19 protein-coding genes and 2 pseudogenes are annotated in these 17,283 nt (G+C 69.8%); 12 read left to right on the top strand and 9 right to left on the bottom strand.

Features of this window, described 5'->3' with window-relative positions:
- Positions 1–36: 36 nt before the first annotated feature.
- The 3 genes and pseudogenes from ACFVSN_RS35895 to ACFVSN_RS35885 all read left to right on the top strand — a co-directional run.
- Positions 37–441 (top strand): annotated as a pseudogene (locus tag ACFVSN_RS35895) (transposase); the annotation flags it as partial.
- A 675-nt stretch (positions 442–1,116) separates the two neighbouring features.
- Complete coding sequence (gene ltrA, locus ACFVSN_RS35890; RefSeq protein ID WP_387600347.1) at positions 1,117–2,910, top strand: group II intron reverse transcriptase/maturase; 1,794 nt, start codon at positions 1,117–1,119, stop codon at positions 2,908–2,910.
- 74 nt (positions 2,911–2,984) lie between these two features.
- Positions 2,985–3,738 (top strand): annotated as a pseudogene (locus ACFVSN_RS35885) (IS701 family transposase); the annotation flags it as partial.
- A 193-nt stretch (positions 3,739–3,931) separates the two neighbouring features.
- On the opposite strand, the gene ACFVSN_RS35880 reads toward ACFVSN_RS35885, so the two are convergent.
- The 3 genes from ACFVSN_RS35880 to ACFVSN_RS35870 all read right to left on the bottom strand — a co-directional run bounded on the left by ACFVSN_RS35880 (position 3,932) and on the right by ACFVSN_RS35870 (position 5,565).
- Positions 3,932–4,363, bottom strand: coding sequence for an Hsp20/alpha crystallin family protein (locus tag ACFVSN_RS35880; protein WP_387600350.1), 432 nt, complete (start codon positions 4,361–4,363; stop codon positions 3,932–3,934).
- 238 nt (positions 4,364–4,601) lie between these two features.
- On the bottom strand, positions 4,602–4,880 hold the full coding sequence (locus ACFVSN_RS35875; protein ID WP_387600353.1) for a hypothetical protein: 279 nt from the start codon (positions 4,878–4,880) through the stop codon (positions 4,602–4,604).
- Positions 4,855–5,565, bottom strand: a complete 711-nt coding sequence (locus ACFVSN_RS35870) for a hypothetical protein (protein WP_387600356.1) — start codon at positions 5,563–5,565, stop codon at positions 4,855–4,857. The genes ACFVSN_RS35875 and ACFVSN_RS35870 overlap by 26 nt, the downstream gene beginning before the upstream one ends.
- 109 nt (positions 5,566–5,674) lie before the next feature.
- Between ACFVSN_RS35870 and ACFVSN_RS35865 the strand changes: the two genes are divergently transcribed.
- The 4 genes from ACFVSN_RS35865 (at position 5,675) to ACFVSN_RS35850 (ending at position 7,548) form a co-directional block, all read left to right on the top strand.
- Positions 5,675–6,109, top strand: coding sequence for an Hsp20/alpha crystallin family protein (locus ACFVSN_RS35865; protein WP_387600359.1), 435 nt, complete (start codon positions 5,675–5,677; stop codon positions 6,107–6,109).
- A gap of 130 nt (positions 6,110–6,239) precedes the next feature.
- Positions 6,240–6,644 carry a DUF2267 domain-containing protein gene (locus ACFVSN_RS35860; protein WP_387600362.1) on the top strand — a complete coding sequence of 135 codons (405 nt, stop codon included), beginning with the start codon at positions 6,240–6,242 and terminating at the stop codon, positions 6,642–6,644.
- A 54-nt stretch (positions 6,645–6,698) separates the two neighbouring features.
- Positions 6,699–7,094, top strand: coding sequence for a DUF2267 domain-containing protein (locus tag ACFVSN_RS35855; RefSeq protein ID WP_387600365.1), 396 nt, complete (start codon positions 6,699–6,701; stop codon positions 7,092–7,094).
- 85 nt (positions 7,095–7,179) lie between these two features.
- Positions 7,180–7,548, top strand: a complete 369-nt coding sequence (locus ACFVSN_RS35850) for a hypothetical protein (RefSeq protein ID WP_387600458.1) — start codon at positions 7,180–7,182, stop codon at positions 7,546–7,548.
- An 87-nt stretch (positions 7,549–7,635) separates the two neighbouring features.
- Here ACFVSN_RS35850 and ACFVSN_RS35845 read toward each other — a convergent pair whose 3' ends face one another.
- Positions 7,636–8,211 (bottom strand): TetR/AcrR family transcriptional regulator, encoded by a 576-nt coding sequence (locus ACFVSN_RS35845; RefSeq protein WP_387600368.1) that lies wholly within the window; start codon positions 8,209–8,211, stop codon positions 7,636–7,638.
- 86 nt (positions 8,212–8,297) lie between these two features.
- On the opposite strand from ACFVSN_RS35845, the gene ACFVSN_RS35840 reads away from it, so the two are divergent.
- Positions 8,298–9,167: an NAD-dependent epimerase/dehydratase family protein gene (locus ACFVSN_RS35840; protein WP_387600371.1), complete on the top strand. Its 870-nt coding sequence runs from the start codon at positions 8,298–8,300 to the stop codon at positions 9,165–9,167.
- 77 nt (positions 9,168–9,244) lie between these two features.
- Entirely contained in the window at positions 9,245–9,424 is a 180-nt protein-coding gene (locus ACFVSN_RS35835) for a hypothetical protein (RefSeq protein ID WP_387600461.1), read from the top strand.
- Positions 9,425–9,532: 108 nt separating this feature from the next.
- Here ACFVSN_RS35835 and ACFVSN_RS35830 read toward each other — a convergent pair whose 3' ends face one another.
- The 3 genes from ACFVSN_RS35830 to ACFVSN_RS35820 all read right to left on the bottom strand — a co-directional run bounded on the left by ACFVSN_RS35830 (position 9,533) and on the right by ACFVSN_RS35820 (position 12,195).
- Positions 9,533–9,895 carry a hypothetical protein gene (locus ACFVSN_RS35830; protein ID WP_387600374.1) on the bottom strand — a complete coding sequence of 121 codons (363 nt, stop codon included), beginning with the start codon at positions 9,893–9,895 and terminating at the stop codon, positions 9,533–9,535.
- Between the two features lie 270 nt (positions 9,896–10,165).
- Complete coding sequence (locus tag ACFVSN_RS35825) at positions 10,166–10,516, bottom strand: helix-turn-helix domain-containing protein (protein ID WP_387600377.1); 351 nt, start codon at positions 10,514–10,516, stop codon at positions 10,166–10,168.
- Positions 10,517–11,727: 1,211 nt separating this feature from the next.
- The gene (locus tag ACFVSN_RS35820) at positions 11,728–12,195 is read right to left on the bottom strand and encodes a MarR family winged helix-turn-helix transcriptional regulator (RefSeq protein ID WP_387600380.1); all 468 of its coding nucleotides are present in this window, start codon (positions 12,193–12,195) and stop codon (positions 11,728–11,730) included.
- 56 nt (positions 12,196–12,251) lie between these two features.
- Between ACFVSN_RS35820 and ACFVSN_RS35815 the strand changes: the two genes are divergently transcribed.
- The 3 genes from ACFVSN_RS35815 to ACFVSN_RS35805 all read left to right on the top strand — a co-directional run bounded on the left by ACFVSN_RS35815 (position 12,252) and on the right by ACFVSN_RS35805 (position 15,094).
- Complete coding sequence (locus ACFVSN_RS35815) at positions 12,252–13,277, top strand: NAD-dependent epimerase/dehydratase family protein (protein ID WP_387600384.1); 1,026 nt, start codon at positions 12,252–12,254, stop codon at positions 13,275–13,277.
- Between the two features lie 4 nt (positions 13,278–13,281).
- A complete protein-coding gene (locus ACFVSN_RS35810; RefSeq protein WP_387600387.1) occupies positions 13,282–14,547 on the top strand; it encodes a M24 family metallopeptidase in 1,266 nt (421 codons plus the stop codon).
- Positions 14,548–14,659: 112 nt separating this feature from the next.
- Positions 14,660–15,094 (top strand): nuclear transport factor 2 family protein, encoded by a 435-nt coding sequence (locus ACFVSN_RS35805; RefSeq protein ID WP_387957603.1) that lies wholly within the window; start codon positions 14,660–14,662, stop codon positions 15,092–15,094.
- A 132-nt stretch (positions 15,095–15,226) separates the two neighbouring features.
- Here ACFVSN_RS35805 and ACFVSN_RS35800 read toward each other — a convergent pair whose 3' ends face one another.
- A complete protein-coding gene (locus tag ACFVSN_RS35800) occupies positions 15,227–16,609 on the bottom strand; it encodes an ATP-binding protein (protein ID WP_387600393.1) in 1,383 nt (460 codons plus the stop codon).
- Positions 16,606–17,283 carry a response regulator transcription factor gene (locus ACFVSN_RS35795; RefSeq protein WP_387600396.1) on the bottom strand — a complete coding sequence of 226 codons (678 nt, stop codon included), beginning with the start codon at positions 17,281–17,283 and terminating at the stop codon, positions 16,606–16,608. Before ACFVSN_RS35795 ends, ACFVSN_RS35800 begins: the two co-directional genes overlap by 4 nt.

Here is a 17,283-nt window from a genome sequence, read left to right as displayed (position 1 = left end):
CCGTGACGGTTGTCGGGTTCGCTCGTTGGGTTGTTCATGGGTGGGGACATATCCGAGGTAGATGCTCGTCGCTGGTCGGACGGGTTGGTGGAGCTGCACGAGCGGTTTGCTCATCGGTTTGCGCGGAGCGAGTCGCGGGAGTCTGCGCTGGCCTACATGCGGGGCCTGCTGGCGCCGTTGGAGCGCAAGAACGGGTGGACGGTGGCCGAGGAAGCCGGCCACGGCGGCCCGGACCGGATCCAGCGGCTGCTGAACCGGATCGACTGGGACGCCGACGGGGTGCTCGACGACGTGCGCGAGTACGTCGTTGAGCACCTGGCGGATCCGGGCGGTGTGCTGATCGTGGACGACACCGGGTTCCTGAAGAAGGGCACGCGGTCGGCCGGCGTTCAGCGGCAGTACTCCGGCACCGCCGGGCGGACCGAGAACTGCCAGGTCGGCGGTGCGACACGAAGTCGCACGTAGTGAGTGGGCTCGTTGAGAGGAGGATCGGCGTGATGCCGAGGACGTAGCCCCGGGCCAGTGTCCATGGCCTGTCTCCGCTGGGACGTGCGTCGCTGGTAACGGCGGGGTGCGAAGCTCCGGGAAGAAGCCCAAGGGCCTCCGCTCCACTCGGAGGCCACAGGCAAGGAGAAGACCGGACGGGTGAATGTGAATGAACCCTCGACGATGCCTCGTGATGGCAAGCCCCGCAGGTGGAATGCAGTGGCGGGGTGTAGGACTGGCCACTGAGAAGCGGCAGGTGCCGGTCGCAGACACCGAGTCGGCCGGGAGGACACCACCGTCCCGGGGTAATGAGGGCGCCCACCTCGGTCGCACCTCACACGTGTGGAACGTGACAACCCCGTTGGGGTCCAGGCGGCTTGTCGCCTGGTCAGCCGACCGCAAGGAAGGCCCAACTCCCCAGCGGGAACAGGACGGCCCAAGAAGCCAACGCCAGTGCGCCGAAAGGCAGCAGGAAACCGGGGCAGACCATCGGCTCCTCCGCCGAGCCCCGCATAACTGACCGGATATGGGCGTATGCCCGATCCCGAAAGGGAGCTGACGTGGGCCGGGTGAGCCCGTGGAGAACGTGACTGATCAAGGATTCCGGAACCGAAGGGCAAGTTGGACACCATGAGGACCGAGGCGACTGCTGTTGCGACGCCGCAGGTCCGCGCGGTGAACGGACCGGAGGGCTCTCTCCCCGATTGGGACGCCATCGACTGGCGCGCCGAGGAGGAGAACGTACGGCGTCTTCGACAGCGGATCTTCACGGCGTCGCAGGCAGGGGACCTCAAGAAGGTCCGCAATCTGCAGAAACTGATGCTCCGTTCGCGTGCCAACACGCTGGTGAGCGTGCGGCGGGTGACGGAGATCAACGCGGGGCGCAAGACGGCGGGCGTCGACGGGCAGGTCGTCCTGACCTCCCGGGGCAAGGCGGAGCTGGCCCACTGGGTCCAGCACCGCACCGGCTCATGGCAGACCCGACCCGTCAAGCGCGTGTACATCCCCAAAGCAGGCGGCAAGAGGCGCCCGCTCGGCATTCCCGTGGTCGTGGACCGGGTGCAGCAAGCCCGTGTCTCACAAGCACTGGAGCCCGAGTGGGAAGCGCGGTTCGAGCCGAAGTCGTACGGCTTTCGGCCGGGCCGCAGCTGCCAGGATGCGATCGCGGCGATCTACTGGACGGCCAAGGGTAAGAGTGCCCTGCGTCGGTGGGCGCTGGACGCGGACCTGGTGGCGGCGTTCGACCGGATCGACCACGCCCACCTTCTCGCCCAGCTCGGCTCCTTCCCCGCCCGGGGAACGGTCGAGCGGTGGCTGAAGGCCGGCGTGGTCGAGGACGGCCGGCTCACCCCGACCGGGGAGGGAACTCCTCAAGGCGGCGTGATCAGCCCTGTCCTCTTGAACATCGCCCTCCACGGAATGGAGACGGCCGCGGGAGTGCAGTACCGGCAGACGGGCCGCCGCGCTGGCGACACGATGCCGGGCTCCCCACTGCTGGTTCGATACGCCGACGATCTTGTCGCCCTGTGCCACTCGCGGGAACAGGCCGAACAGGTCAAGGAACGGCTCGCCCAGTGGCTGGCGCCCCGGGGTCTGGCCTTCAACGAGGAGAAGACGCGTGTCGTCCACCTCGAACAGGGCTTTGACTTTCTCGGGTTCACCGTCCGCCGCTATCACGGCAAGCTGCTGATCAAACCCAGCCGCGAGGCCGTCAGACGGATCCGGGACAGGCTCGGCACCGAAGTGCGCGCCCTGAACGGGGCCAACGCGGCGGCGGTGCTGCACCGGCTCAACCCGATCATCCGGGGTTGGGCGGCCTACTACCGGAACGTGGTCTCCAGCGAGGTCTTCGCCTCCCTGGACGACTACATGTGGAAGCTCGCCTACAAGTGGGCCACTCGCGCCCACCCGAACAAGTCGAGGCACTGGGTCACCGCCCGCTACTTCGGCCGGTTCAACAAGTCCCGGCAGGACCAGTGGGTGTTCGGCGACCGCCACAGCGGCGCCTACCTGCTGAAATTCGCCTGGACGAGCATTCTCCGACACCAGATGGTTCAGAACGGGGCGTCCCCGGACGACCCCGCCCTGACCGAGTACTGGGCCGATCGACGGCGCAGAAGCGCACCTTCGCTGGTCAACCGCGCCACCTTGCGCATGCTCAACGCGCAGGACGGCCGCTGCCAGATCTGCCGCAGGCCGCTGCTGCCCACCGAACGCCCGCCAGCGGACCCCACCCAGTGGGAGACATGGCTGCGGGCGACCCGCCAGGCGATCACCGCACGGATGATCACCCACCACGGGATCGGCACGCCGGATGGAACACAACTCCGCCTTGTCCACGCCACCTGTCAGCAGCTCAACACCGCTGGCAGCAAGCCCGCAACATCAACTCTGCACGCCCGCACGCCTCCAGGGCTTGCTTGAGCCGTGGTGCCCGGAAAACGGGCATGCCCGGTTCTGAGGGGGCTCCGGCGCAGTAATGCGCCGGAGCTACCCAACTCTTTCTCGCCTACTCCGGCGAGCTGGGCCGGACCTTGATAGACCGGGCGCTCTATCTGCCGAAGTCCTGGACGGACGACCGTGATCGGTGCAGGGCGGCGGGGATCGGCGACGAGGTGGAGTTCGCCACCAAGGTCGAGCTCGCGAGGGCGATGGTCCGCCGTGCGATCGACGACGGGATCCCGTTCCGGTGGGTGACCGCGGACGCCGGCTACGGCTACAGCAAGGGCTGGCGCTACGAGCTGGAGCAGGCCGACGTCTTCCACGTCGTGGCCACCACCAGCCACGACACCGTCGTCACCCGGTGGGCCTTGGACCATCGCCTGCACGAGCTGGTTGCCGACCTGCCCCGCCAGAAGTGGAAGCGCCGCTCGTGCGGCGAGGGTGCCCACGGCCTGCGGGTCTACGACTGGGCCCGCGTCGAGGTCCGGCCATGGCATCGCCACGACCGCAGGCATTGGGTCCTGGCCCGCCGGAGCATCGCCGACCCGGCGAAGGTCGCCTAACTACATCGCCTACGCGCCCGCCGGGGCCACACTCAACGAGCTGATCGCCGTCGCGGGTGCCCGATGGGCGATTGAGGAGTGCTTCCAGACCGCGAAGGGCCAGTGCGGCCTGGACGACTACCAGGTCCGACGCCACCCGGGGTGGTACCGGCACATCACCCTCGCCATGGCCGCCCACGCCTACCTCACCGTGATCCGGGCCCAGCACCTCGAAAGGGGGCCGGACCTGCTCGAACGCCAGACCTGATCCCGCTCACCGTCCCCGAGATCCGCCGACTGATCACGCATCTCACCCGGCCTGTCCGCCGCAGCATCGACCACGCCCTGCACTGGTCCCGATGGCGACGCAAACGCCAACAACAGGCCCGGACCAGCCACTACAAGAGACGAGGCCACAACCCAAGAGTTGAAGCCTCGTCACGGTAAGCACCGTTGCAGTATTAGGCGGTGATGGCTTCGCGTTCGCCCTTGGCGGTGATGGTGATCTTGCGGGGGCGGGCCTTCTCGCTGATCGGCACGCGCACGCTCAGGACGCCCTGGTCGTAGTCGGCCTCGATCCGGTCGGTGTCCAGTGCGTCGCCCAGGAACACCTGGCGGGAGAAGCGGCCCAGGACCCGTTCGTCCGCCAGTACTTCCGCGCCTTGGGGCAGCTGGGTGGCGCGCTCGGCGCGAACGGTCAGGACGTTGCGCTCCACGTCCAGGTCGACGCTCTGCGGATCGATGCCCGGCAGGTCCAGGCGCAGTACGAAGACCTCGCCGTCGCGGTAGGCGACCAGGGGCATGCCGGCGGGCTGGGAGACGGTGCCGACCAGCTGCTGGGTGAGCCGGTCGAGGTCGCGCAGGCCGCGAAGGGGGTCGGTGCGCATCAACAAGGGGATCAGCTCCTCACAGTCGTGAACGGTCACGGGTGCCCGCAGGCCGGGCCTTCCCGGCTTCGTTTCTGCCGGGCACCTCGACGGAAAAGTTATAGCGCCACGAGATGTTTCCTGACAAGCCAGGGCTCAACTTTGGCGGGCCGGGTGCGTGCGGCCCGGTAAGGACTCAGGTCAGGGGTGGTCGGAGATCCTTGGCGGGGTCGTCGTTGGGGACGACGGATCGCGCGGTGCCCGTTCATGGCGGGAGCGGCTGGAGGCGGGGGTCGTCCCGGCCGCCAGGGCCGCCTGCGGGGTGGGCGGGAGCGTCGGCGGCAGGGGATCCCACCGTCGGGGTCCAGGGGTGGTCGGCGAGGTCCTGGCGCAGGGCGGTGAGTCTGGCCAGGCAGGTGTCGATGGCGGCAATGGCGGCGCCCGTCTCGGCTTGGAGGCGTTCGCGGACCGTGTCGAGTTGGTCTTGGAGTTGCCGCCAGCGTTCGTCGGCGGCGGCATCAGCTGCGGCGGCGGTTGCTGTCATGGCGGAGCCGGTCGGTGTGGGCTGTGAGGGCGCCCAGGCGGGTGGCGAGGTCGGGGTGGCCGGGATCGAGGTGGGGTCGCACGTCGGCGAGGGGTGTCATGAGGTCGGCGGCGTCCGGGGTGGCGAGGGCGGTGCGCAGGTTGGCCTGCGCGCGGCGGGCCTGCGGGGGGAGGTCGGTGAGGGCGGTGATCTGGGCGGCGAGGACGCGCAGGTCGGCGGCGTTGTCGCGGGCCCAGGTGGTGACGGTGCGCTCGGCGGCGCGGTGGTCGCGGACGGCTTTGACGCGCTCGGCTCCGGTCTCGGTCGCCCCGGTCACCTCGGGCGGCGTGATGGGGGGCTTGAGGCGCAGGTAGCGGGTTTCGGCGGCCTGACGGCTGGCGACGCCCATGGGGCGGGCGAGGTCGGCCCAGGTGGCGCCGGTGGCGCGGGCGCTCTCCACGAGGCCCGCCTCCCAACCGGCGAGCTCGGTGCGCAGTTCGCGCAGCATGACCAAGGCGGCCAGTGCCTGCTCGGGGCTGACCTGCGGATCGGGGCCCGGTGCGGCGCCGTCCTGCGGGGCCTGGGTCTGGGCGGTGCGGACGGCGTCGCCGATGGCGGCCAGTGCCTCGGCGGCCGCGAGGAGGGATGCGGGCCCGACGGGCGGGGCGGCGTCGGGCGGGGGCGGCTTGGGCCTGTCACGCGTCATTGTCACTCTCCTGACGACCTGGGCTGTTGTCATCGGATGGATGACATGTTAGAACGGTTTCAGGTGAAGCGCATTGGCCCTGTTGCCCGAACCACCGGAGGTGTTCCCGATGTTGATGCGCACCGATCCCTTCCGTGAGCTGGACCGGCTCACCCAGCAGTTCCTCACCGCCACCGGCACCTGGTCGCGTCCGACCCCGATGCCGCTGGACGCCTACCGCGCCGGCGACGAGTACATGATCTGCTTCGACCTGCCCGGGGTGGACCCGCAGGCGATCGACATCGACGTCGAGCGGAACATGCTGACCGTCAAGGCCGAGCGCCGTCCCCGCCACGAGGGCGAGGACGTGAAGTGGGAGCTGTCCGAGCGCCCCCTGGGGATCTTCTCCCGCCAGGTCATGCTCTCCGACACCCTCGACCCCGAGGGCATCAGCGCCGACTACGACGCCGGCGTACTGACCCTGAAGATCCCGGTCGCCGAGAAGGCCAAGCCCCGCAAGGTCGCCATCAGCCACGGCGGCGACCGCAAGCAGATCCGCGCCTGACCCGCTCCCGGACCGCCGTCCCGCACTGCCATCCCCCCTCGGACCGTGCGGGACGGCCCCGGCGGACCGCACCGGGCACTTCGGGCCGCAGGCCGGTCGCGACAGCCCCAGACGCGAAGGGAGACCCGCGGTGACTCTTCGATGGGAGACGTTCCTGGCCGAGGTCCAGGAACGCGGTGAATACGACACACCCCGGGAAGCCGAACAAGCGGCCCGCGTCGTGCTGGCCCTGCTCGGCGCCCACCTGGTCGGCGAGGTGCGCGCCGGGCTCGCGGCCCGCCTGCCCGAAACCCTCGCCCTGATCCTGCTCAACCCCCTGCAGGCCGCCGAACCACTCAACCCTGAGCGCTTCGTGCGCGCCACCGCCGCCTGGATCGAAGGCGCCACCGAAGCCACCGCCCTGTGGGACATCGGCGCCGTTCTGTCCACCGCCGCCGACGCCGCCGGCACCGACCTCACCGAACGCATCCTGCTCCAACTGCCCCCCGGCTACGACCTCCTGTTCGGTCGGCCAGCTCCCGGCCACCGGCCCTGACCACCCACGCCACCCCGCCACCGCGCGGCCCCACAGACCCGAAAGGCTCCCGCCATGACCTGGCACCACCTCCTGCAGCAGGTCCGCGACCTCGGCCGCTACGACACCGACCAGGAAGCCGAACGCGTCCTGCGCGCCGTCCTGGCCGCACTCGGCAGCCAGCTCATCGGCGAGGAACGCTGCGACCTGGCCGCCGCCCTGCCCGAACCCGGCCGCACCACCTTCGCCGCACAGATCCCCCTCACCCAGCCCCTGGACGCCCACACCTTCGTCGACACCATCGCCACCACCCTGGACACCACCACCGACGCCGCCCGCCGGCACACCGGCGCCGTCCTCACCGCCCTCACCGACCTCACCGGCGAACCCCTGACCAGCAGCGTCCTGACCCAACTCCCCCACGGCTACGCACTCCTCTACGGCCGCGCCGACCTCACCGCCGCCGCCTAGTGCCGCGTCGGGCAACCTTCGCCGGGTTGGTCGCTCCCGCGGTTGGATGATGCTGCTGGCCTCGGCCCGCAGGAACCGCGTCCCGGTGATCACCCAGCTGGTGCAGGCCGACGAGGACACCGTCCGCGACGTGGGGCGGACGTCCACTGTCCCCAGCTGCTCGACCGCGGTGGTGAACCCGCCAGAGCCAGTACCGTGCGGACCTGGCAAGCAAGCGGCAGCCGTACTGGCGCAGCTTCGGAATCCCGATGACCCTCGTGCTCCACCGAGCCTCGACAGGTGGCGGTACGCGATCTACTTCACCGACCCCTCGGGCATCGCCGACGGCGCTCTCAACGATCTCGCGCCCGCGTCCGAGCCCGGTACCGCGCAGACGGCATGCCGCCTGAAGGCCGATGAACTCACGCACGGACTCCCGGAAGTCCAGTGGCGCGAATCGGATCAACCGGACTGATGGGCCGGCACAGTCACCAGCGCCGGCCCACGTCCACCCGCCTGACGAACGCGTCACCCAACCGGCGAACCTTCCCGCACTAGAAAGCTATTCGAGCACGGACACAGCCGTCCTCAACTCGCCGAACACCTCTCGCGCGTACGCGACCAGAGTCCGCTGATCCGCCGACGACGTCCACCGGTCGAACGCGCCGTAGAACGCGCGTGTGCCCAGTTCGGCCGCGAGATCGGCGACGAGTTCCGAGACGCCGCGGGTGCGAAGCGCCTGCGCCGTCGCCTCGGAGAGCGCCGCCCGCTTGGAGGCGGAACGCTCCTGCAGCTCCGCGCTGTTCGCGATGACCGCCCGAAGCCGCCGCCCGATGTCGCGCCGGTCCTCCGTGAACGAGGACGCGAGTCCGTCCAGCGCCAGGCCGACCATCTCCAGAGGCGTGGCCGATTCGGGCGCCTCCGCGATCGCCTCGGCCGTGATCCGATTGTGGATCTCCTGCCCGGCGAACAGCACCTCGCGCTTGTCGGTGAAGTGCCGGAAGAACGTGGTCTTGGTCAGCCCTCCGGCCCGCTCGGCGATCTCGTTGATCGTCGTCGCCTCGTATCCCTGCTCCGCGAACAGTTCGACCGCAGCGCGGACCAGCCGCTCCCGTGCATTCGGTTCCCATCTAGCCATGGAGGCAATCCTAGGTGATGTGACTTGGTAACGTCACCGTGCTAACGTGATGTTACCAAGTCACATCACCTCCCGAGGAGATCCTCGTGCGTGTCTTCGTCACCGGCGCCAGCGGCCACATCGGCTCCGCCGTCGTTCCCGAGCTCATCCACGCAGGTCACGACGTCATCGGCCTCGCCCGATCCGACGAGGCGGCCGCGACCGTCAGGGCGATGGGCGCCGAGGCCCGCCGCGGAAACCTGACCGACCTCGACGGCCTGCGCGAGGCCACCCGCCACGCCGACGCGGTCGTTCACCTCGGCTTCCAGCACGAGGGCATCGCCTCCGGCCGCTTCGCCGAGGTCGCCGCGCAGGACGAGGAGGTTGTCCACGCGATCTGCGGCGAACTCGTCGGCACCGGCAAGGCATTCCTCGGCATCGGCATGGGCAGCGTCGAGGACCTCACGAACCACCGGAATCCCCGTGCCAAGGTCGCGCTCGCCATCCACGGATACACCGAGCGCGGCGTGCGCACCGTCCTGGTCGCGGTCCCGAACGTCACGCACAGCAAGCGCGACCGGAACGGGTTCATCCCGCAGTACCTCCGGATCGCCCGCCAGACCGGCGTCGCCGGCTACGTCGGTGACGGCGCCAACACCTGGGCCGCGGGCCACACCCTCGACGTCGCCCGTGTCTGGGCGCTCGCAGTGGACAAGGCCCCGGCCGGCTCACAGGTCACCGGCGCGACCGAGGCCGGCGTCCCGGTCCGTACCATCGCCGAGTCCGTCGCCCGCCACCTGGGTGTCAAGGCCGTCAGCATGTCGGCGGAGCAGGCAGCCGAGCACTTCAAGGCCTTCCCCTTCATCGGCATCGACGTCAAGATGCCGAACGAGGCGACCCGCGAACTGCTCAGCTGGGAGCCGGAGCACCCCACCTTGTTCGCCGACCTCGACGCAGGCTTCTACTTCGATCGCTGAGCCGCCAGGAGGCTACGGGTCCTCCCGTAACTGATCTTTGAGTGGTAAGGGCAGGGCTCGGCGAGGGCTCCACCGCGGTGAATCACGTCGCGGACGGTGTCCTCGTCGGCCTGCACCAGCTGGGCGATCACCGGGACGCGGATTCCACCTCCAGGCCATGGCCGGCCCCCCAGCAGGACGTCGAACAGGCCATCGACATCCTGGACACCTGCATCCGCGAAGCACACGGGAGCCGCCCGGAGCCGGCAACCCCGTGAGTCCGCAGCCGGCACCAGGGCGCTGGGCTTTCACACGTTCACCCAGATCGAACAACCACCCACCGAGGTGCGGCTCTCGTGAACAGAACCGGCTTCCTGTTCACCGTCTCAGGTGTCGGAGTAGCCGAGGTCGCCGATGGTCCAGCTGCTGATGTCCTCGATGGAGATGCGGTACATGCCACCGGTGTGGGGCAGCGCGAAGTCACCCTGCAGGATTTTCGCGCGGTGCAGGTGGAGGTGGGTGGGACGCGCGGGCGGGCCGTCGGCAGGCGGGGCGAAGAGGGCGGCGAACGGCTTGAGGTGCTCCGAGGCCTGGAGGACCTCCGCCACCCGCTCCCACCACAGGGACACCGGGGCGAGCCTGCCGGTGATCACCGCTCCGGGGACCACCACGGTCAAGGACATCTGGTTACTGTGCTCGGACTCGACCATCGCGGCGATGTCGACGAGCAGCCCGTCAGGGTTCGACATGACTCCCAGATTAAGACACGGCGGTCGGTGTGCGGGAGTCCCCCCACGGTAGTGACCGTGACGCCTGCGGGCAGTGTCGCAGCTCTACGCCGCCGGGCTCCGGCCGGTGCCCGCTGCCGCGGAGGCCGGCCGACCGCGGCGCGGTGCCCGCCCGTCGGGCAGGTCCGCGATCAAGGGTGGCAGGTGTCGTCCGCCGCAGGCCGCGGGCGGGGTGCGGTGAGTGCCCGGCACTCACCGCGGGCCGCTCTCGTCGGGGCGCGGGCAACGGGGTCAGGTGTCGGCGGCGGGTTCCTGGCCGGGCTGGGAGCGGCGGAGTTGGTCGTTGATGCGCAGGGCTTCTTCGAGTTGGTCTTCGAGGATGATGATGCGGCAGGCGGCGTCGATGGAGGTGCCCTGGTCGACGAGGTCGCGGGCGCGCATCGCGATGCGCAGCTGGTAGCGGGAGTAGCGGCGGTGGCCGCCCTCCGAGCGCAGCGGGGTGATGACGCCTTGCTCGCCGAGCGAGCGCAGGAAGCCGGCGGTGGTGCCGGTCATCTCGGCGGCGCGGCCCATGGTGTAGGCGGGGTAGTCGTCGTCGTCGAGCGTGTCGGGGGTGTGGGGCCTGTCGGTCGTCGTAGTCACTGCACCTCTCTGGGTTCCTGGGGAACGCGTCGAGGGGCCCCGGCGCCAAGGCGGCTCCGGGGCCCCGAAGGGGAAACAACACCATCTACCGGCCTGGGCCGGGTTCCTTGTTCCGCAACTCCCCATCGGTGGGGGTGTGCGGGGATCGCGTATGCGTGACCGGAAACCACCGTCCTCGTACTCAAAAGGGGGTCTGCGGTGTCCGCCCGGGTGACGTCTTCACGGGCCGGGCGATCCTGATGGCGCTCTGTCCCTCCGTTCATCCTCTGTACGGACTGAATTACTGGTTCTGCGACCTGCTAGGTACTGCTCACACGGGTACTGCTCGGCAATGCTGAACTTCAACTACATGGTGCCAAGGCCCTGACGGGCCCCTGGTCCAACAGCCAGCCCCGTCGCCCGTCCTGCACTTTCCCTGGCTTGGAACCCCACTGCCGGACTCCCAGTACGCGCGCCCGCAGCCTGGCGCCATTTACCGGGATACCGCATCCTGCGACTGCTGGTACCGCTCGACTCAACTTCACCTACTGGTAATGCACCTACCGCGGTACCGCTCACCGGTCGCCCCTGATCACTGCGGGCCACCCGGCCCGGCCGCCGATCCTGTCGCCTTACTGCACCAAACCCGGCTTCAGGACCCCACAGCCGTGCCCACCTGCGAACTTCTGTACCTCCGCCCGCCAGTTCGTGTCTGGCGGGTATCCCTTGACTGCGCCTACGAGAGAAACACTAACCACAGCCACGAGCAATGTCTACTCCAGCCAGCATAGATTTTTCGGTGTTCGAGAGGAAGGTAGTCTGCGCCCCGTGAAACGGGAGGTCCTCAGGGTCCAGCCCGGGGCAACGAGAGGCACCACGGACGGAGGTGGGCGGCGGAAGAGCCACAGGCCACGTGCGGGGCGGGCGCACCCGACCCGCACGGGCGGGCGTGGCTGGTGGCCGCCCTCACCGAAGCCGTCCGCGACCGGGACCAACGCAGCCTGCGCAGGCTGCTGACCCGCTTCGCCGAACAGGTCACCCTCACCGACCCGCCGGCCCTTCGCGACGCCATTGATTCCCGGCCCCGTCGCGTCCGCCCGCCGGATCGCCGATAGTGGGCACAGCCCGCGGTGCCTCCGGATCAGAAGGCGCGGGCGGGCCAGGTCCGCAGTCGGTCATACCGGCATCGTCGCCCGCTCCGGGCCGTCCGGCCCAGGGCGGGCGATCTTCGGCTATGGGCGGTGCGGGTTTCGCATTTTCGTCAGCAGCGCGAGCAGGGTGTCCTGCTCCTGCGCGTCGAGACCGGCGAACAGCCCGGAGGCGTGCAGCCGCGTCCTGAGCGCCTCCCACAGTTCGTGCCCTTGTTCGGTGAGGACCAGGGTGCGCTTGCGGCCGTCGGCGGGGTGAGGCTGACGGGCGACGAGTCCCATGCTCTGGAGCTTGTCGGCGGCCAGACTCACCGTGGACGGGTCGCAGTGCAGGCGGGCCGCCACCTCGCGCATCGTCGGCGGCTCGGTTCCCGGGGCGAGCGCCCACAGCGTGCCAGTGACGGAGGTCGGGACCCCGAACTCGCCGAGCACCTGGGCCACAACCCCGTCCGCGGCGTTCGCCACCTCGACGAGAACGCGGACGATCTCGGCCTTCCGCTCGACGTCCGCGCGCTGAGCCACCGGTACCTCCTCGTCACTACCCACAGTCATGCGGCCATGATACGCTCCCAATATCAATGAGAAACTCAATGATATTGGAGAAGTAGATGGCTGACGACCTGTTCAACGGGACGGTGCTCGTCACGGGCGGAACCGGCTACCTGGCCGGCTGGGTGATCGCGGGCCTGCTCCAGCGCGGCTACCGGGTGCGCACCACCGTGCGCAGCCTCGACAAGGCGCAGCAGGTGCGCCACGCGGTGAGTGAGCAGACCGGCGGGCAGGCCGCCGGGACCATCGAGTTCGCGGCTGCCGACCTCCTCGGCGACGACGGGTGGGACGAGGCGGTCGCGGGTGTCGACTACGTGCTGCACACGGCCTCGCCGATGCCGTTCGGTCCGGGCGTGGACCTGATCACGACCGCCCGTGAGGGCACCCGCCGCGTGTTGGGCGCCGCCGCGCGTGCCGGGGTCAGGCGTGCCGTGTTCACCTCGTCCGGCGTCACGGCCGACACCGGCGCCCCGGACACGCCCGCGACCGAGACGGCATGGACCGCGCCGTCCGGCACCCCGCTTCGCGCGTACCCCGATTCCAAGATCCTCGCCGAGCGCGACGCGTGGGAGCTCGCCGACGCGACCGGGCTCGAACTGACCGCCGTCCTCCCGACGTTCATGCAGGGCCCGATGCTGGGCACAGCGAACAGGCCGGGAACGGTCGAGGTCATCCGCCGCCTGCTCGCCCGGGAGATCCCCGCCGTGCCGAACATTGGCTGGAACGTCGTCGACGTGCGCGACATCGCCGAACTCCACATCCTCGCCATGACCAGCCCGGCCGCCGCAGGCCAGCGCTACCTCGGCTCGGGCACCTTCCTTTGGTACCGGGAGATCTCCCGCATTCTGCGCGAGAAGCTCCCGGACGAAGCCGCGAAGGTGCCCACGCGCGCCATGCCCGACCTCGTCGTCAAGCTGCTCGCGCTGCGCAACCCGCAGCTGGCGATGGTGCGTTCCGAGCTCGGCCGCACCAGGCTCGTCGACAGCGGCAAGGCCCGCACGCAGCTCGGCTGGCATCCCCGCCCCGCCGAACAGACGATCATCGACACCGCCATCGCGCTCATCGCCGAATCACGACAGGGGTAGCAGCATGAAGCTCCCGCCGATGCAACGCACTTCCGTTCCCGTCTACTCACTGGCCGAGCGGGACAGGCGCTGGAGCCTGGCTCGCAGTTTCATGGCAGGAGAGGGTCTCGACGGTCTGGTCGTGTTCGGCGAAGGCGACGCAGGACCCGCACCCTTCGCCTTCGACAGCTGGTTCACCAATGACCGGCCGGGCGTCCTTCTCGTCTTCCCCCGCGACCGGACACCCACGGCGCTCGTGCCGATCCCGACGTTTCTCTTCGACCACCGAGAAGCAGTGCACAGAGGCGGCGAACTGTGGCTCGACGCGCACGACCTGCGGCTCGGCCGGCAGTCCCACCAGCTCGTCCGGGCATTGAAGGACCTGGGGCTCGGCAACGGCTCCATCGGGGTCATGGGCCTCGACCCGTATCTTCCCGCGCATCCCGAAGGGCGCATCCCGTACCCGTTCTGGGACACCGTGCTGAAGCAGCTGCCCGGCGCCGACTTCCGTAACGTCGGGCACGCGTTCGCCCGCCTCATGATGCCGCTGAGCGACGAGGAGATCGCCGTGGTGCGTCATGCCGCCCGCATCGGCGACGCGATGGCGGAGGCCATGGTGGCCACGGCCGCACCGGGCGTCTCCGAAGCTGACGTGTACGCCGCCGCCATGGCCACCGCGTACCGGCACGGCGCACTCGCGCCCGACATGCACTTCTGCTCTGGCCCTGCACCGTCGGCATCCGGACAGCCCGCGTGGGGCTACCGGCCGCAGCCACCGCGCATCCTGCGGGAAGGCGACCTGATCGCCACGGAGATCTTCAGCAACTTCGGCGGCCGTCAGACGCAGCACCAGGCCGCAATCGCCATCGGCGAGGTACACCGGACGATCGAGCGCGCCGCCCGGATCGCGAGCGAGTGCTACGCCGCCGGTCTGGCGGTGCTCCGCGCGGGCGCGACGTTCGGGGAGGTCTCCGAGGCCATGCTGGCGCCCGCCGAGGCAGTCGGCGCCTGGTTCCGGGGCCCTCAGATCCACGGACTGAACCCCTACGGCGCCTTCAGCCGCATCCCCGGGGGACTCATCCAGGCCGAAGGCGGCGACCGGTACCCGATAGCGCCCCCACGGCCTGCGATGTTGGCCGACCTGACCCTCGAACCCGGAATGTCCTTCGCCTTCGAGTCGAGCTGCGGAATCGGCGACCACATGGTCACCCTCGGCGGAACGGTCCTCGTCGGCGAGGACGGGCCGGTCGAGCTCAACCCACTGACCGCAAAACTACTGCGGGTCGCATAGCGTCGGCTCGATCCGGAGCCGCAGCATCGAGACGCAACCCGCCGGAGGCGGCGACGCGCTCGGGCGACCCCGCAGCCCGCACAGCGGCCTTCGCGAGACGCGATGCCGCCCCATGCACAGCGTCAACTTCAACGAAGGGATGACCATGAGTGCCTCGGTAATCCAATTCTTTTACGAAGCGATGAAGTCGCAGGACCCGGCCGCGCTGGCCGCGTCACTCGCCGACGACGTCGTCATCACCGAGCCCTCGGCACTGCCGTACGGCGGGACGACCACGAGCCGCGACGAGTTCTTCCAGAAGGTTCCGGGCTGGCTGAACCAGTTCTCAACGTGGCAGTTCGTCGAGGGAGAGATCTTCGGGGACGGCGAGCGGCTCGCCGGCCTCTGGAGCGCGGTCTTCACCGCACACGCCAGCGGTGAGACCATCCGCTATCAGCAATTCGAGCGGTACGAGGTGAGGGGCCACGCGATCAGCAAGGTGGACGTCTACCAGTCCGACACGCAGGGGCTGATCGACTTCTTCAAGAAGAACGGCCCGGCCTGGTAACGAAGGATGTCGAGACCACAGTCATAGCGTCAGAGGGGTGGGGGCCTGCGGTCGCGCCGTGGCTGGGGCCCTCAACGACCGACCCTCGCCCGGGTCGATGACGCCGCGCTGACCGCGGTGTGGCGCACCGCGTCAGCGCGGCAGGGTCACGACGGCGCACGCGCCGCCGCCGTCGGCCTCGGTGAGCACGATCGTCGCTCCGTGCGCCGTGGCGATCTCCCTGGCGATGGCCAGCCCAAGTCCGGTGGACCCGCTGTTGCGCCCTCGGCTGGCGTCGAGGCGGACGAATCGGTCGAAGACGCGCTCGCGATCCTCGGCCGGGATTCCCGGTCCGTCGTCGCTGATCTCGACCCGGACGCTGTCCGGTTCGACCCTCGCGGTAACGGACACCCGCGTTCGGGCGTAGCGGGCGGCGTTGTCGATGAGGTTGCGGAACAGTCGTGACAGGTCCTGCGGATTGCCGGTCGCCGTGGTTTGCGCCGGGACGGCGATCTCGAACTTCCGGTTGGGTACCACGGTCGTCGCCCGGATTTCGGTGAGCAACGCGCCCAGGTCGACGATTTGCTGACGTGCGGCCAGTTGTCCGGCGTCGGCCTTGGCCAGGGCGAGCAGCTGGGAGATCAGGGCTTCGAGCCGTTCGGTCTGGCGTGCGGCGCGTGAGGCGATGTCCGGCCACGGTGCGCGGTCGGGGTGCGCAAGGCCGACCTCAAGGCCGGTGCGGATGGCCGTCAGGGGGCTGCGGAGCTCGTGGCTGGCGTCGGCGGCGAAGCGGCGCTGGCGGGCGGCGGAGTCGTCGAGGCGGGTGAGCATGTCGTTCATGGTGCGGGCCAGGTTGCCGATCTCGTCGTCGGTGCCGGGCTCCGGGACGCGCTGGGAGAGGTCGGCGGCGGTGATGGCGGTGGCGGTGCGCCGGATCTGCTCCACCGGCCGGAGCGCGCGGCCGACCACCCACCAGACGGTGCCGCACGCCAGCAGGAGCGTGGTCGGCACGCCGATGACGAGGAGTCGGGCGAAGGTCTCGTTGACCTGGTCGCGTTGGTTGGTGGTGGTCACGGTGATGACGGACACCGGTCGGCCGCCGACCGCGCTGTACTCGCCGATGACGGAGACCTCGCTGGGCAGGACGCCGTCGGCGGCCTTCTGCCGGACCGGGGTGGCGGAGTCGGCCGGGAGCGCGAAGAGCGCGGGCCTGCCGACGAGATTCTGCGTCGCGGCGATGACGGTCCCGTCCGGCGCGAGAACCTGGGCCTGGGCCTGGGTGTCGAGGAGCGACGGGGGCAGCGGCTGTGGGAGCACCGAGCCGGTCGCCGACTGCTCGATCTGGACGGCGTAGGTGCGCAGTTGCCCGGCGACGGTGCGCTTGGCCTGGTCGACCTGGAGCAGGTACATCACCAGGAGACCGATCATGACGGCCGCGGTGAGTGCGAGCCCCGCGAGGACCGTGACCCGGGTCCGCAGGCTGCGGGGGCTCGCCCGGTGCAGCAGGCCTCGCCAGATGTGCGCAAGCCCGATCATCGCTCCTCGCTCCTGATCACGTATCCCTTGCCGCGCACGGTCGAGATGACGGCCGGCCCCTGCGGTCTCTCGATCTTGCGGCGCAGTCGGTGCACGACGACCTCGACGACCGCCGGGTCGCCGTCGAAGTGGGCGTCCCAGCAGTGCTCCAGCAGTTCGGTCTTGGAGATGACGGCGCCCTTGTGCCGGAGCAGGTACTCCAGCACGGCGGCCTCCCGGCCGGTCACGTCCAAGGGCGCGCCGTCGCGGGTGACGGTGCGTCCGGCGGGGTCCAGTGCCAGGCCGGCGGCGGTGAGCACCGTCGGCCTGGCGCTGAGGGTGCGTCGGGTCAGGGAGCGCAAGTGCGCGAGGAGGACGGGGTAGGAGAACGGTTTGGACAGGTAGTCGTCCGCCCCGGAGTCCAGCCCCTCGGCGTGGTCGAGGTCGTCGTCCATGGCGGTGAGCATCAGGATCGGTGTCCAGCGCTCGCGCTGGCGCAGGCGCTTGGCCACCTGGTACCCGTCCAGGCCGGGCAGCATCACGTCCAGCACGATGACGTCGTAGGCGCTCGTAGTCGCCATCCACAGCCCGTCCGTGCCGTTGCCCGTCGCGTCGACCACGTAGCCCTCGGCCTCCAGGCCCCAGACCAGGGCCTGGGCAACGTCCGGCTCGTCCTCTACCACCAGCACCCGCAT

This window comes from Kitasatospora sp. NPDC057904 (assembly GCF_042887925.1).
Taxonomy (GTDB): domain Bacteria; phylum Actinomycetota; class Actinomycetes; order Streptomycetales; family Streptomycetaceae; genus Kitasatospora.
The sequence above is the reverse complement of the archived record's forward strand: the minus strand, read 5'-3'. Positions and strand labels throughout refer to the sequence as shown.

Coding starts and splice junctions, on each gene's coding strand:
- ACFVSN_RS35865 (WP_387600359.1), top strand. CDS start 5,675: ATGTTGATGCGCACCGATCCCTTCCGTGAGCTGGACCGGCTCACCCAG.
- ltrA (WP_387600347.1), top strand. CDS start 1,117: ATGAGGACCGAGGCGACTGCTGTTGCGACGCCGCAGGTCCGCGCGGTG.
- ACFVSN_RS35795 (WP_387600396.1), bottom strand. CDS start 17,283: ATGCGGGTGCTGGTGGTAGAGGACGAGCCGGACGTTGCCCAGGCCCTG.
- ACFVSN_RS35820 (WP_387600380.1), bottom strand. CDS start 12,195: ATGACTGTGGGTAGTGACGAGGAGGTACCGGTGGCTCAGCGCGCGGAC.
- ACFVSN_RS35805 (WP_387957603.1), top strand. CDS start 14,660: ATGCACAGCGTCAACTTCAACGAAGGGATGACCATGAGTGCCTCGGTA.
- ACFVSN_RS35800 (WP_387600393.1), bottom strand. CDS start 16,609: ATGATCGGGCTTGCGCACATCTGGCGAGGCCTGCTGCACCGGGCGAGC.
- ACFVSN_RS35875 (WP_387600353.1), bottom strand. CDS start 4,880: ATGACAGCAACCGCCGCCGCAGCTGATGCCGCCGCCGACGAACGCTGG.
- ACFVSN_RS35830 (WP_387600374.1), bottom strand. CDS start 9,895: ATGTCGAACCCTGACGGGCTGCTCGTCGACATCGCCGCGATGGTCGAG.
- ACFVSN_RS35815 (WP_387600384.1), top strand. CDS start 12,252: ATGGCTGACGACCTGTTCAACGGGACGGTGCTCGTCACGGGCGGAACC.
- ACFVSN_RS35855 (WP_387600365.1), top strand. CDS start 6,699: ATGACCTGGCACCACCTCCTGCAGCAGGTCCGCGACCTCGGCCGCTAC.
- ACFVSN_RS35870 (WP_387600356.1), bottom strand. CDS start 5,565: ATGACGCGTGACAGGCCCAAGCCGCCCCCGCCCGACGCCGCCCCGCCC.
- ACFVSN_RS35810 (WP_387600387.1), top strand. CDS start 13,282: ATGAAGCTCCCGCCGATGCAACGCACTTCCGTTCCCGTCTACTCACTG.
- ACFVSN_RS35845 (WP_387600368.1), bottom strand. CDS start 8,211: ATGGCTAGATGGGAACCGAATGCACGGGAGCGGCTGGTCCGCGCTGCG.